The 13,433-nt window shown below is 69.7% G+C and carries 10 protein-coding genes; 7 read left to right on the forward strand and 3 right to left on the reverse strand.

All coding sequences use genetic code 11. The features are described from left to right. The first annotated feature begins 128 nt into the window (after nucleotides 1-128). Genes G6N37_RS02160 through G6N37_RS02170 form a run of 3 tightly spaced genes read left to right on the forward strand, consistent with a single transcriptional unit; the run spans nucleotide 129 to nucleotide 4,366 of the window. Nucleotides 129-1,520 (forward strand): ammonium transporter, encoded by a 1,392-nt coding sequence (locus G6N37_RS02160; RefSeq protein WP_163684487.1) that lies wholly within the window; start codon nucleotides 129-131, stop codon nucleotides 1,518-1,520. Then, on the forward strand, nucleotides 1,517-1,855 hold the full coding sequence (locus G6N37_RS02165; RefSeq protein ID WP_067748184.1) for a P-II family nitrogen regulator: 339 nt from the start codon (nucleotides 1,517-1,519) through the stop codon (nucleotides 1,853-1,855). Before G6N37_RS02160 ends, G6N37_RS02165 begins: the two co-directional genes overlap by 4 nt. A gap of 45 nt (nucleotides 1,856-1,900) precedes the next feature. Continuing rightward, complete coding sequence (locus G6N37_RS02170; protein WP_163675300.1) at nucleotides 1,901-4,366, forward strand: [protein-PII] uridylyltransferase; 2,466 nt, start codon at nucleotides 1,901-1,903, stop codon at nucleotides 4,364-4,366. 6 nt (nucleotides 4,367-4,372) lie between these two features. Here the strand turns inward: G6N37_RS02170 and G6N37_RS02175 are convergent, their stop codons facing one another. Both G6N37_RS02175 and G6N37_RS02180 read right to left on the reverse strand, forming a co-directional pair. Continuing rightward, nucleotides 4,373-6,106: a DEAD/DEAH box helicase gene (locus tag G6N37_RS02175; protein ID WP_163675303.1), complete on the reverse strand. Its 1,734-nt coding sequence runs from the start codon at nucleotides 6,104-6,106 to the stop codon at nucleotides 4,373-4,375. 103 nt (nucleotides 6,107-6,209) lie between these two features. Continuing rightward, on the reverse strand, nucleotides 6,210-7,004 hold the full coding sequence (locus tag G6N37_RS02180; protein ID WP_163675307.1) for an alpha/beta hydrolase: 795 nt from the start codon (nucleotides 7,002-7,004) through the stop codon (nucleotides 6,210-6,212). Between the two features lie 260 nt (nucleotides 7,005-7,264). Here G6N37_RS02180 and ffh point away from each other — a divergent pair, with 260 nt between their 5' ends. From ffh to G6N37_RS02200, 4 genes are all read left to right on the forward strand, one after another. Next, nucleotides 7,265-8,830, forward strand: coding sequence for a signal recognition particle protein (gene ffh / locus G6N37_RS02185; RefSeq protein ID WP_163675309.1), 1,566 nt, complete (start codon nucleotides 7,265-7,267; stop codon nucleotides 8,828-8,830). A gap of 98 nt (nucleotides 8,831-8,928) precedes the next feature. Then, nucleotides 8,929-10,002 carry a metal-dependent hydrolase family protein gene (locus G6N37_RS02190; protein ID WP_163684489.1) on the forward strand — a complete coding sequence of 358 codons (1,074 nt, stop codon included), beginning with the start codon at nucleotides 8,929-8,931 and terminating at the stop codon, nucleotides 10,000-10,002. 35 nt (nucleotides 10,003-10,037) lie between these two features. Next, nucleotides 10,038-11,891 carry an N-acyl-D-amino-acid deacylase family protein gene (locus G6N37_RS02195; protein WP_163684491.1) on the forward strand — a complete coding sequence of 618 codons (1,854 nt, stop codon included), beginning with the start codon at nucleotides 10,038-10,040 and terminating at the stop codon, nucleotides 11,889-11,891. A gap of 1 nt (nucleotide 11,892) precedes the next feature. Then, on the forward strand, nucleotides 11,893-12,501 hold the full coding sequence (locus G6N37_RS02200) for a TetR/AcrR family transcriptional regulator (protein ID WP_163675312.1): 609 nt from the start codon (nucleotides 11,893-11,895) through the stop codon (nucleotides 12,499-12,501). On the opposite strand, the gene G6N37_RS02205 is transcribed toward G6N37_RS02200, so the two are convergent. Further along, entirely contained in the window at nucleotides 12,502-13,377 is an 876-nt protein-coding gene (locus G6N37_RS02205; RefSeq protein WP_163675315.1) for a D-alanyl-D-alanine carboxypeptidase family protein, read from the reverse strand. Between the last annotated feature and the right edge of the window lie 56 nt (nucleotides 13,378-13,433).

Below are 13,433 nucleotides of genomic sequence, written 5' to 3' on the forward strand. Positions count from 1 at the left end.
AAACAACGATTGCGCAAGGTTCTGGATCAGGTCACAGGCGTCGCCTGACGGCCATTCATGTCCTGACCGGAGGTGAGCGAGTGGCATTCCCGCAATTGGGCCAACCCGATACCGGCGATACCGCCTGGATGTTGGCGAGTTCCGCGCTAGTGCTGTTGATGACGCCGGGTCTTGCGTTCTTCTACGGCGGCATGGTGCGCACCAGAAGCGTGCTCAACATGATCATGATGAGCATCAGCGCGATGGGTGTGGTCACCGTGCTCTGGGTGCTCTACGGCTACTCGATGTCGTTCGGTGACGACCGGGGCGGCGTCGTGGGCAATCCGACCGATTACTGGGGCCTGGCGAAGCTGATCGGCGGCAACGCCGTCAAGGCGGATCCCAGCAAGGGGGTCACGCAGGTCGACATCCCGCTGGCCGGCACCATGCCCGCCACGGTGTTCGTGGCCTTCCAGCTGATGTTCGCGATCATCACCGTCGCCCTGATCTCGGGTGCGGTGGCCGACCGGCTCAAGTTCACCGCCTGGCTGGTGTTCGCCGGGCTGTGGGCGACGTTGGTCTACTTTCCGGTCGCGCACTGGGTCTTCGCCGCCGACGGCTTCGCGTCCGAGCACGGTGGCTGGATCAACAACAAGCTGCACGCCATCGACTTCGCCGGTGGGACGGCGGTCCACATCAACTCCGGTGTGGCGGGCCTGGCCCTCGCGATCGTCCTGGGCAAGCGCCGCGGCTGGCCCACGACGCTGTTCCGCCCGCACAACCTGCCGTTCGTGATGCTCGGCGCCGGTCTGCTGTGGTTCGGCTGGTTCGGGTTCAACGCCGGTTCGGCGACCAGCTCTAACGGCTCGGCCGGGTCGACGTTCATGACCACCACCATCGCGACGGCCACGGCCATGCTGGGCTGGTTGCTCACCGAGCGCATCCGCGACGGCAAGCCGACGACGCTGGGGGCGGCGTCGGGCATCGTCGCCGGGCTGGTCGCGATCACGCCGTCCTGCTCGTCGGTCAACGTGCTGGGCGCGTTGGTGGTCGGCGCGGTGGCCGGGGTGGTGTGCGCGCTGGCGGTCGGGCTGAAGTTCAAGTTCGGCTACGACGACTCACTCGACGTGGTCGGGGTGCACATGATCGGTGGTCTGACGGGCACCCTGCTGGTGGGCCTGCTCGCCGCGCCCGAATCCCCGGCGATCAACGGCGTCGTCGGCGTGTCGAAGGGGTTGTTCTACGGCGGCGGTTGGTCCCAGCTCGAACGGCAGGCGGTCGGCGCCTTCGCGGTACTGTTCTACTCCGGCATCGTCACGCTGATCCTGGCTTTGATCCTGAAGTACACGATCGGGCTGCGGGTCGGCGCCGAGGAAGAATCCAACGGCATCGACGAGTCGGAGCACGCGGAGAGCGGTTACGATTTCGGGACGATCGGCGGGCAAGGGTCCGTGCTGCCGGCGGCGCGGATTCCCGTGGATGACCGCAACGGGCTCGAGGAGGACCGAGTGGGCGACAAGGTGGAGGCAGAGCAGGCATGAAGCTAGTCACCGCAATCGTGAAGCCGTTCACCCTCGATGACGTCAAGACCAGCCTCGAGGAAGCGGGGGTCCTGGGAATGACGGTCAGCGAAATCCAAGGGTACGGGCGGCAGAAGGGCCACACCGAGGTTTACCGGGGTGCCGAGTACTCGGTGGATTTCGTGCCGAAGGTGCGAATCGAGGTCGTCATCGACGATTCCCTCGTCGACAAGGTCGTGGACAGCATCGTCCGGGCGGCGCGCACCGGCAAGATCGGTGACGGCAAGGTCTGGGTCACCCCCGTGGAAACCATTGTGCGAGTGCGCACGGGTGAACGCGGAACCGATGCCCTCTGACCGTAACCGCACATTGCTGAACCGGGCCGGACGGGCCGGGAGGGTATGACAGACCCACCCGGCCCGTCCGGGTCATCTGGAGCGGGCGATCAAAGCGCCGGCGGGGCAAGCGATCTGGCTGCCACGCGGCGCCAGCTGCTGTCCGAGGGGCGTGAGCTGGGCGCGGCGGAGCTGCGGAAAGCCTGGCTGGAGCTCCATGAATCCTGGCTGGTCGCCAAGGCCGGCGAAATCGGCGTCACCGACGGCAGCGGTTTCGCGATCGTCGGTGTGGGCGGTTTGGGCCGCCGCGAGCTGCTGCCGTATTCCGATCTCGACCTGATGCTGTTGCACGACAACAAGTCGAACGAGGTGTTGCAGCGGGTCGCCGACGGGCTGTGGTATCCGTTGTGGGACGCCAACGTTCGGCTCGACCACAGCGTGCGGACGGTGTCCGGGGCCCTGGGCGTCGCCAACAGCGACATGGTGGCCGCGCTGGGCATGCTGGACGCGCGGCACATCGCCGGGGACGAGCGCCTGTCGGCCGAACTCATCGACGGCGCGCGGCGCCAGTGGCGCAGCGCGATTCGATCCCGCATGGACGAGCTCGTCGCGATGACATACGAACGCTGGCAACGGTGTTGGCGCATCGCGCAGCGGGCCGAGCCGGACCTGAAGTCGGGGCGCGGCGGCCTGCGCGACGTCCAACTGCTCGACGCGCTGGGCGTCGCGCAGCTCATCGACCGCCACGGCATGGGACATCCGGACGCGCCGGGCGGCTCGCTGGACGCCGCGTATCTCACGCTGCTCGACGTGCGCACCGAACTGCACCGGGTGTCCAAACGCGGGCTCGATCAATTGCTGGCGCAGTTCGCCGACGAGGTGAGCGCCGCGTTGGGCGTAGGGGACCGGTTTGCGTTGTCCCGCATGCTCTCCAGCGTCAGCCGCACCATCGCCTACCACGCCGAAACCGGGCTGCGAACGGCGCAGAACGCGTTGCCCCGGCGCGGCCTCACCGCCCTGGTGCGGCGCCCGAAGCGCCGCCCCTTGGACGAGGGCGTGGTGGAGTACGACGGCGAGGTGGTGCTTGCCCGCGACGCCCAACCCCAAACCGATGCCGGATTGGTGTTGCGCGTGGCGGCTGCGTCGGCGAACAGCGGCCTGCCCATCAGCGCGGGCACGCTCATGCGGCTGGCCGACAACGTCCCCGACCTGCCCTCGCCCTGGCCACGGGAGGCGCTGGACGACCTGTTGGTGGTGCTCCTGGCCGGGCCCACGACGGTCAACACGATCGAGTCGCTGGACCGCACCGGGCTGTGGGGCCGCCTCTTCCCGGAATGGGACGCGGTCCGTGACCTGCCCCCGCGCGACGTCTCGCACAAGTGGACCGTCGACCGGCACATCGTCGAAACCGCAGTGAACGCAGCCCCGCTCACCACCCGCGTGGCGCGCTCGGACCTGCTCGCGCTCGGCGCGCTGCTGCACGACATCGGCAAGGGTCGCGGCACGGACCACTGTGTGCTGGGCGCCGAATTGACCATCCCGATCGCCAACCGGCTCGGGCTGTCGGCGCAGGACACCGACACGCTCGCGGGCATGGTCCGCCACCACCTGCTCCTGCCGATCACGGCCACCCGAAGCGACCTCAACGACCCGAAGACCATCGAGTCGGTGGCCGCCGCACTGCGCGGTGATCCCCAGCTGCTCGAGCTCCTGCACGCGCTGGCGGAGGCCGACTCGAAGGCCACCGGGCCCGGGGTGTGGAGCGACTGGAAGGCGTCCTTGATCGAGGATCTGGTCCGCCGCTGCCGGCTGGTGATGGCCGGTGAGCCGCTTCCGGAAGCGGAACCGGTTGCGCCACATTATCTTTCGCTGGCAGCCGACCGCGGGGTGCATGTGGAGATCAACCCCGGCGACCGGGAGCGGTTGACCGCGGTGATGCTGGCGCCGAACCAGCGCGGGTTGGTGTCGAAAGCCGCCGCGGTGCTGGCGCTGAACTCGCTGCGCATCCACTCGGCGTTGGCCAACATTCACGAGGACGTCGCGATCGTCGAGTTCGTCGTGTCGCCGGTGTTCGGTTCGCCGCCCGAATCAGGCCTGCTGCGTCAGCAATTCAACGGCGCGCTGGCCGGCCACCTCGATGTCCTCGGCACCCTCGAGCGGCGCGACAGCGACGCCATCAGCGCCGCGAGCGCGCGGGCCGGCGAGATTCAGGCCGGGGTGCCCGTCACCCGGTCCACGGCGCCGCCGCGGATCCTGTGGCTGGACACGGTGACCGTCGGCCAGTTGATCTTCGAAGTCCGCGCCATGGACCGCCTGGGTCTGCTCGCGCTGCTGACCAATGCGCTCGAGCGTGCGGGCGCCGACATCGTCTGGGCCAAGGTCAACACCTTCGGCTCGACGGCGGCCGACGTGTTCTGCGTGACGGTGCCGGCACACGCCGAGCAGGACGCGCGGGCCGCGATCGAGCAGAACCTGCTGGCCGTGTTGGGTGGCCCCGCGGTCGAAGTGCTCGAGGAGCCCGTCGGCGACTAGCGGTTTTCAGGAGTGCTCGACATTGAGCTGCCGCAACGCCTCGATGCGGGCCTGGATCTGCTCGCGGGTCGCGGCGGCGATCGGCGGCCCCCCGCAACGACGGCGAAGTTCGCTGTGAATCCAGCCGTGGGGCTTGCCGGTGCGGTGATGGGTGGCCGACACGAGGGTGTTGAGCTCACGGCGCAGCTCGCGCAGCTGGCCGTGCATCGACCGCGGCGCCGACGCCGCGGGCGGCGCCCCCTGCGCGGCCCGTCGCTGCAGCTGTTCGTCCTGGCGGCGGTGCAGCAGCGCCCGCATCTGTTCGGCATCGAGCAGTCCCGGGATGCCGAGGTAGTCGGCCTCCTCGTCGCTTCCGGCGGGGGCCGCGGTGCCGAAGGACGACCCGTCGAAGATGACTTGATCCAGCTCGGCGTCGGCGCCCAAAGAGGTGAAGCCGTTGTCGATCTCGGTCTTCTCGGTCTGCGTTCTGACGGCGGGATCACCGTCGAGGGGATCGTCGGCCGGGCGGTGCGGCTCGCCCAGCACGTGGTTGCGCTGGGCCTCCAGCTCGCTCGCGAGCTGCAGCAGGTTGGGCACCGACGGCAGGAAGATGCTCGCGGTCTCGCCCGGCCTGCGTGACCGGACGAACCGGCCGATGGCCTGGGCGAAGAACAGGGGAGTCGAGGCGCTGGTGGCGTAGATGCCGACCGAGAGCCGGGGCACGTCGACGCCTTCGGACACCATGCGCACCGCCACCAGCCACCGGCTGGTGCCGGCGGCGAATTCGCTGATGCGCGCGGACGATCCGGGATCGTCGGACAGCACCACCGTCGGCGCCTCCGAGGTCAGCGTCGTCAGCAGGGTGGCGTAGGCGCGGGCCGCCGTGCGGTCGGAGGCGATGATCATGCCGCCCGCGTCGGGCACGTGCGCGCGCTTCTGCCGCAGCCGCTGGTCGGCGGCCGCGATCACCGCGGGCATCCATTCACCGGCGGGGTCGAGCGCCGTCCGCCAGGCCCGGGCCGTCTGCTCGGCGGTCAGCGGCTCGCCCAGCCGCGCGGCATGCTCCTCGCCGGCGCTGTCGCGCCAGCGCGCCTCCCCGGAGTACGCCAGGAAGACCACCGGCCGGACCACCCCGTCGGCGAGGGCCTCGGCATAGCCGTAGATGTGGTCGGCCCGCGAACGCCGCACCCCGTCGCGGCCGGCCTCGTACTCCACGAACGGGATGGGGCTGTCGTCGCTGCGGAACGGCGTGCCCGTCAGGGCGAGCCGGCGGGTGGCGTCGCTGAAGGCCTCGCGGATGGCCTCCCCCCAGGTCTTGGCGTCACCGCCGTGGTGGATCTCGTCGAAGACCACCAGCGTCCTGCGCTGCTCGGTGCGCACCCGGTGCAGCGTCGGGTGCGCCGCGACCTGCGCGTAGGTGACCATCACGCCGTGGTACTCGCCCGAGGTGTGGGCGCTGCTGTTCGAGAACCTCGGGTCCAGGGCGATCCCGTGGCGCGCCGCGGCCTGCGCCCACTGCACCTTGAGGTGCTCGGTGGGCACCACGACCGTGATCTGCTCGACGGCGCGCTGGCTGAGCAGTTCGGCCGCCACCCGCAACGCGAACGTCGTCTTCCCGGACCCCGGGGTGGCCACGGCCAGGAAATCGCGCGGCTGGGCGGCCAGGTACTTCACCAACGCCCGGCGCTGCCAGCCGCGCAGCGCCCGGCCACCGTCGTCGCCCACGGAGGACTCCGTGCGAGCGACCGGTTGCACGGACATTTCCCCCCGTAGTTGCAGTTTTCGATGCGAACAGCCCGGATAAGTGGCGGACGTGAAATGTAGCACGCCAACGCTTTTCGGCGCAGTAGCGACTCGAGTGCGGCTAGCGCGCCGGGCTCGTCAGGTCGCGGGCCGCAAGCCACAGGTGGATGCGTTGCGCGACGTCAGCCCATCCCGGCTCGAGCATCATGTTGTGGCCCATCGAGAAGAATTCCGGTTCGGTCCGGTAGGCCCGCGCGGTTGCGCGCACATCGCCGGCGCTGACGAAGCCGTCGTGCTCGGCGCCCAGGACCAAGATCGGCGTCCTCACCCGCCGGGTCCTGACGCGGCGGACCATCGGGTCGGTCATGGCGGCGCGCATGCTCTCGGCCCCGGCGCGCTGCATGCAGGATTCGACGACGGCCTCGGGCGTGTCGGCGCAGAAGAGGTACTCGCGGGTCAGCGCCGGGGTGGCGAGGAATTTCAGCAGCGTGCGGTCGGTCCAGGCTTCCATCGTCATCGACGGTCGGCGGCGCCAGACGCGCACCGCCAATCTGAGCACGCCCTGAGGCGGCACGGAGCCCACCAGCACCGCCGCCGGGGCGCGGTGTTCTTCGAGGTAGCGCTGGATCACGAAACCGCCCAACGAGTGGCCGATGAGGACGGGGCTGCCACCCAGGTCGCCTGCCACCGAACGCACGTCGTCGATGTAGTCGGCGATCGAAACCTTGTGCAACGGTTTCGCGGTCGGGCTGCCGCCGTGTCCGCGCAGACTCACGGCGACGGCGCGGTAACCCGCGTCGGCGAAGAAGTCCAGGAAATGCTCCCAGCACCACGCGCCGTGCCAGCCGCCGTGCACGAAGAGCAGCGGCACGGGATGATCCGGGCTGCAGGATCCCTTGTCGATCACCTCGAGCATGAGGACCATTCAATAGCGCGCTCGTCTGCGCCGAGACTGAAATCACGCACACGCTTATCGGCGTCGTGTGTGTAGTTGCAGTGTCGCAGTCGATGGGCGGCGCCGAGCCGCCGCGCTTGCAGTACCACTGGGTCTGATGAGCGGTACCTGCTGCGCCCGGCGCCGAGCCGCCGCGCTTGCAGTACCACTGGGTCTGATGAGTGGTACCTGCTGCGCCCGGCGCCGAGCCGCCGCGCTTGCAGTACCACTAGGCTGGCGGGGTGTTTGAATCGCTGTCCGACCGGTTGACCGGTGCCCTTCAGGGACTACGCGGCAAGGGTCGACTGACCGACGCCGACATCGAGGCCACCACCCGCGAGATCCGCCTGGCGCTGCTCGAAGCCGATGTGTCGCTGCCCGTGGTGCGGGCGTTCGTCACCCGGATCAAAGACCGCGCCAAGGGCGCCGAGGTCTCGGGTGCCCTCAACCCGGCGCAGCAGGTCGTCAAGATCGTCAACGAAGAACTGATCGGCATCCTGGGTGGGGAGACCCGTCAGCTGGCGTTCGCCAAGACGCCGCCGACCGTGGTGATGCTCGCCGGTCTGCAGGGTTCCGGTAAGACGTCGCTGGCCGGCAAGCTGGCCGCGTGGCTGCGCGGGCAGGGGCACACCCCGCTGCTGGTGGCGTGCGACCTGCAGCGCCCGGCGGCGGTGAACCAGCTGCAAGTCGTCGGTGAACGCGCCGGGGTACCGGTGTTCGCGCCCCACCCCGGCGAGTCCCCCGAGTCGGGGCCGGGCGACCCGGTCGCGGTCGCGGCGGCGGGCCTCGCCGAGGCCCGGGCCAAGCATTTCGACGTCGTCATCGTCGACACCGCCGGCCGGTTGGGCATCGACGACGAGCTGATGGCACAGGCCGCGGCCATCCGCGACGCCGTCAATCCCGACGAGGTCCTGTTCGTCCTGGACGCGATGATCGGGCAGGACGCCGTCACCACCGCCGAGGCGTTCCGCGAGGGCGTCGGCTTCACCGGTGTGGTCCTGACCAAGCTCGACGGCGACGCCCGCGGCGGCGCCGCGCTCTCGGTCCGCGAGGTGACCGGTGTGCCAATCCTTTTCGCCTCCACCGGCGAGAAGCTCGAGGACTTCGACGTCTTCCACCCCGACCGGATGGCCAGCCGCATCCTGGGCATGGGCGACGTGCTGAGCCTGATCGAGCAGGCCGAGCAGGTCTTCGACGCCCAGCAGGCCGAGGCCGCCGCCGCGAAGATCGGCACCGGCGAGCTGACGCTCGAGGACTTCCTCGAGCAGATGCTCGCCATCCGCAAGATGGGTCCGATCGGCAACCTGCTGGGCATGCTGCCGGGGGCCGGGCAGATGAAAGATGCGCTGGCCCAGGTCGATGACAAGCAGCTCGACCGCCTGCAGGCCATCATCCGCGGCATGACGCCCGAAGAGCGGGCCGACCCCAAGATCATCAACGCGTCGCGGCGGCTGCGCATCGCCAACGGCTCGGGTGTGACCGTGTCCGAGGTGAACCAGCTGGTCGACCGCTTCTTCGAGGCCCGCAAGATGATGTCGTCGATGCTCGGCGGCATGGGCATCCCGGGCATGGGCCGCAAGTCCGCGACCCGAAAGGCCAAGGGGGCCAAGGGCAAAAAGGGCAAGAAGGGTGGACGGGGTCCGACGCCGCCCAAGGTTCGCAACCCGCTCGGCGCCGGGATGCCGGGCATGCCGGGCATGCCGGCCGGCTTCCCCGACCTCTCGCACATGCCCGAGGGCCTCAACGAGCTGCCGCCCGGGCTGGCGGACTTTGACCTGTCCAAACTCAAGTTCCCGGGCAAGCCGTGACGATCGCGAGCGCGGCGGTGGGGGCACCTCCCGCTTGCGGGGGACCGGGCGAAGCGGGTCGTCACCATCGGACAGGGCGAAAGTAACCCGCCGTGCGCATGCACGTGCGAGGTGTCGGGCTGCCCGACGAGGCCCCCACCGAGCTGTGGATCGTCGACGGCCGCATCAGCACGGAGCCCGTCGCCGGGGCCGACACCGTCTTCGACGGCGGCTGGCTCATCCCCGGCATGGTCGATGCGCACTGCCACGTCGGCCTCGGCCACCACGGCGAGGTCCCGCTCGACGAGGCGATCGCACAGGCCGAGACCGAACGCGACGCCGGGGCGCTGCTGCTGCGCGACTGCGGTTCACCCACCGACACCCGGAGCCTCGACGACCACGACGACCTGCCCCGCATCATCCGCGCCGGACGGCATCTGGCCCGCCCCAAGCGCTACATCCCGGGCTTCGCCGTCGAGCTCGACGACGAATCCGGGCTGCCGGCCGCGGTGGCCGAGCAGGCCAAGCGCGGGGACGGCTGGGTCAAGCTGGTCGGCGACTGGATCGACCGCAAGGCCGGCGATCTGGCACCGCTGTGGTCCGACGACGTCCTCAAGGCCGCCATCGACGCCGCGCATGCGCACGGCGCCCGCGTCACCGCCCACGTCTTCGGCGAGGACGCCCTGCCCGGGCTGATCAACGCCGGCATCGACTGCATCGAACACGGCACCGGGCTCACCGACGACACCATCGCGCTGATGGTCGACCGTGGGACCGCGTTGGTGCCCACGCTGATCAACGTCGAGAACTTTCCGGGCATCGCCGACGCCGCGTCGAAGTATCCGACCTACGCCGCCCACATGCGCGACCTGTACGCCCGCTGCTATCCGCGGGTGGCGGCCGCGCGCGAGGCCGGCGTGCGGGTGTACGCCGGCAGCGATGCCGGCAGCACGGTCGCGCACGGCCGGATCGCCGACGAGGTCGAGGCGCTCAAGCGCATCGGGATGAGCCCGACCGAGGCGTTGGGCGCGGCGTGCTGGGACGCCCGCCGCTGGCTGGGCCGGCCCGGTCTCGATCACGGCGCGTCCGCCGACCTGCTCTGCTACGCGGAGGACCCGCGGTCCGGCCCAGGCGTGCTACGGGGACCTGACCTGGTGATATTGCGCGGGAAGGCGTTCAGCTCGCCGGCGTAGCCCCGGTCAACGGGTGGACACGCCGAAGCAGAAAGATTGCGAGTGCTTGCTATCTATGTTACGGTCCGTGTCACCGCGACGACCTGGAGGCAAAAGTGGCTTACGACGTGATCATCCGCGACGGGCTGTGGTTCGACGGCACCGGTGGCGCACCGCAGACCCGCACGCTGGGCATCCGCGACGGGGTGGTGGCCACGGTGTCCGACCGGCCGCTGGACGAGACGGGTTGCCCCGAGGTGATCGACGCGGCCGGCAAGTGGATCGTGCCCGGCTTCATCGACGTGCACACCCACTACGACGCCGAGGTGCTGCTGGACCCGGGCCTGCGGGAGTCGGTGCGTCACGGCGTCACCACGGTGTTGCTGGGGAACTGCTCGCTGTCGACGGTCTACGCCTCCTCCGAGGACGCCGCCGACCTCTTCAGCCGGGTCGAGGCCGTGCCGCGCGAATACGTCTACGGCGCCCTGAACGCCAGCAAGACGTGGTCCACCCCGGCGGAATACATCAAGGCGATCGACGCCCTGCCGCTCGGCCCGAATGTCGGCTCGCTGCTTGGTCATTCGGACCTGCGGGCCGCGGTGCTGGGGCTCGACCGGGCCACCGACGCCGCCGTCTCGCCCACCGACGCCGAGCTGGTGAAAATGGCGGACCTGCTCGACGACGCGCTGGAAGCCGGGATGCTCGGCATGTCCGGGATGGACGCGGCCATCGACAAGCTCGACGGTGAGCGCTTCCGGTCGCGGGCGCTGCCGTCCACCTTCGCGAGCTGGCGCGAACGGCGCAAGCTGATCAAGGTGCTGCGCAAGCGCGGCCGCCTGCTGCAGAGCGCCCCGAACGTGGCCAAGCCGTCGACCGGGATGCTGTTCTTCCTGGCCAGCAGCCGGATCCTGAACCGGGGCAAGGGCGTTCGCATGAGCATGCTGGTATCGGCCGACGCCAAGTCGATGCCGTTGTCGGTGTACGTGTTCGGCCCCGGGACTCGCCTGCTGAACAAGCTGCTGGGCGCCAGCGTGCGATTCCAGCATCTCCCCGTGCCGTTCGAGTTGTACTCCGACGGGATCGACCTCCCGGTGTTCGAGGAGTTCGGCGCCGGGACGGCCGCCCTGCACCTGCGGGACCAGTTGGAGCGCAACGAGTTACTGGCCGACAAGGAATACCGCCGCAAGTTCCGGCGCGAATTCGACCGCATCAAGCTCGGGCCGTCATTGTGGCACCGCGACTTCCACGACGCCGTCATCGTCGAATGCCCCGACAAGTCGTTGGTAGGCAAGAGCTTTGGCGCGATCGCCGACGAGCGCAAGCTGCACCCGCTCGACGCGTTCCTCGACGTGCTCATCGAGAACGGTGAGCGCAACGTCCGGTGGACGACCGTCGTCGCCAACCATCGCCCCAAGCTGCTCGACGCGCTCGCCAAGGAAGGCAGCGTGCACATGGGTTTCTCGGATGCCGGTGCGCACCTGCGCAACATGGCCTTCTACAACTTTCCGGTGAAGCTGCTCAAGCGGGTCCGGGATGCCCACCGGGCCGGTGCACCGTTCATGTCGACCGAGCAGGCGGTGCATCGGCTGACCGGCGAACTGGGGGAGTGGTTCGGCATCGACGCCGGCACCCTGCGCCAGGGGGACCGCGCGGACTTCGTGGTGATCGACCCGGCCGGGCTCAACGACGCGGTCGAGGGCTATTACGAGGACGAGGTGCCGTTCTACGGCGGCCTGCGGCGCATGGTGAACCGCAACGACGACGCCGTCGTCGCGACGGGCGTGGGCGGCGCGGTCGTGTTCCGCGCGGGCCAGTTCCGCGACGGCTACGGCCGGACCGTGAAGTCCGGGCGCTACCTGCGCGCGGGCCAGCGCCACCGGGGCAAGAGTGCCCTGAAAATCGGGGCCTGACGTGGCGAGAACCCAGCAGCAGCGCCGCGAAGAGACCGTGGGCCGGCTGCTCGACGCCTGCATCGCCACCATCATCGAGGTCGGGTACGCCCGCGCGTCGGCCGCCGTGATCACCAAGCGCGCGGGGGTCTCCGTGGGTGCCCTGTTCCGGCACTTCGAAACGATGGGCGACTTCATGGCGGCCACGGCGTCCGAGGTGTTGCGTCGTCAGCTCGAGACGTTCACCAAGCGGGTCGCCGAAATACCGCCCGATCGGCCGGCGCTCGAGGCCGCCCTGGCGATCCTGCGCGACCTCACCGCCGCCCCGAGCAACGCCGTGCTGTACGAACTGCTGGTCGCCGCGCGCACGGACGAAAAGCTCAGGGCCACTTTGCAACACGAGCTTCGCCAGTACTCCACGAAGATTCACGACGCCGCCCGGGCGCTGCCCGGCGCCGAAAGCTTTCCCGAGGAGACGTTCCCGGTGCTGGTGGCGTTGCTGACCAACGTCTTCGACGGGGCCGCGGTGGTGGAGGGGGTGCTGCCGCAGCCCCAGATCGCCGAGCAGCGGATTCCGATGCTGATGACGCTGCTGTACGGGGCGGTCCCGGACGCCGGCCGATCGGAATAGCTAGAGCGAGCCGATGCTGGACTGCGGGTTGAGCGCGAATCCCCAGTCGAACAACGTGGCCGCCTGGTCCCAATAGCTCGGCCCGCCGGCCTTCACCAGTCCGTACATCATGGCGATGACCAGCCGCCGGCCACCCCGGGCGGCCGCGCCGACGAATGTCTTGCGGGCGGCGTCGGTGAACCCCGTCTTGCCGCCGATCGCGCCGGGATAGCGCTGCAACAGCTCGTCCTGGTTGGTGATCGGGTGGTCGCCGTTATCGCCGGGGAACATCGCCGACGGCTCGGCGGTGATCTGGGCGAACACCGGGTTGGCCATCGCGGCGCGGAAGATGACGGCGAGGTCGTGGGCCGTCGAGGATCCGGATCCGCCGGGCCCGTCCAGCCCGGACGGCGTGGCGGCATGGGTGCTCGTCGCGCCGAGCGAGGCGGCCTTGGCGTTCATCTTCGCGACCGTCGCCTCGGGGCCGCCCAGCAGGTGCGCCAGCGTGTTGGCGGCGTCGTTGCCCGAGACCAGCAGCAGGCCGTCCAGCAGTTGGCGAGCGGTGTAGAGATGGCCCGGTTTGACGCCGACGCAGTTGCACTCCACCTGCGTGTCGGCGGTATCGGCGACCACGGTGGAGTCCAGGCTGACCTGGTCGAGGGTCACCAACGCCAGCAGCACCTTGATGGTGCTCGCGGGCGGGTGGGCCACATTCTGGTCGCGGCCGGCGAGCACCTGACCGCTGTCGAGGTCGGCCACGATCCAGGTCTGAGCGGGGCCGTCCGGGATCGGCACCGAGCCGACCGGCTGCATGCTGTCGGCCAGGGAAGTGGGGGCGGTGACACCACACGCCCCGACCGCGAGCAGGGCCGCGGCTGCGGCCATGACCTTGCGCATGGGCCGAAAGTCTAACTTCCGGGCCTGTCCGACGCCGATTTTCAGTACTGTCCGAT

The organism is Mycobacterium seoulense, assembly GCF_010731595.1.
GTDB lineage: Bacteria > Actinomycetota > Actinomycetes > Mycobacteriales > Mycobacteriaceae > Mycobacterium > Mycobacterium seoulense.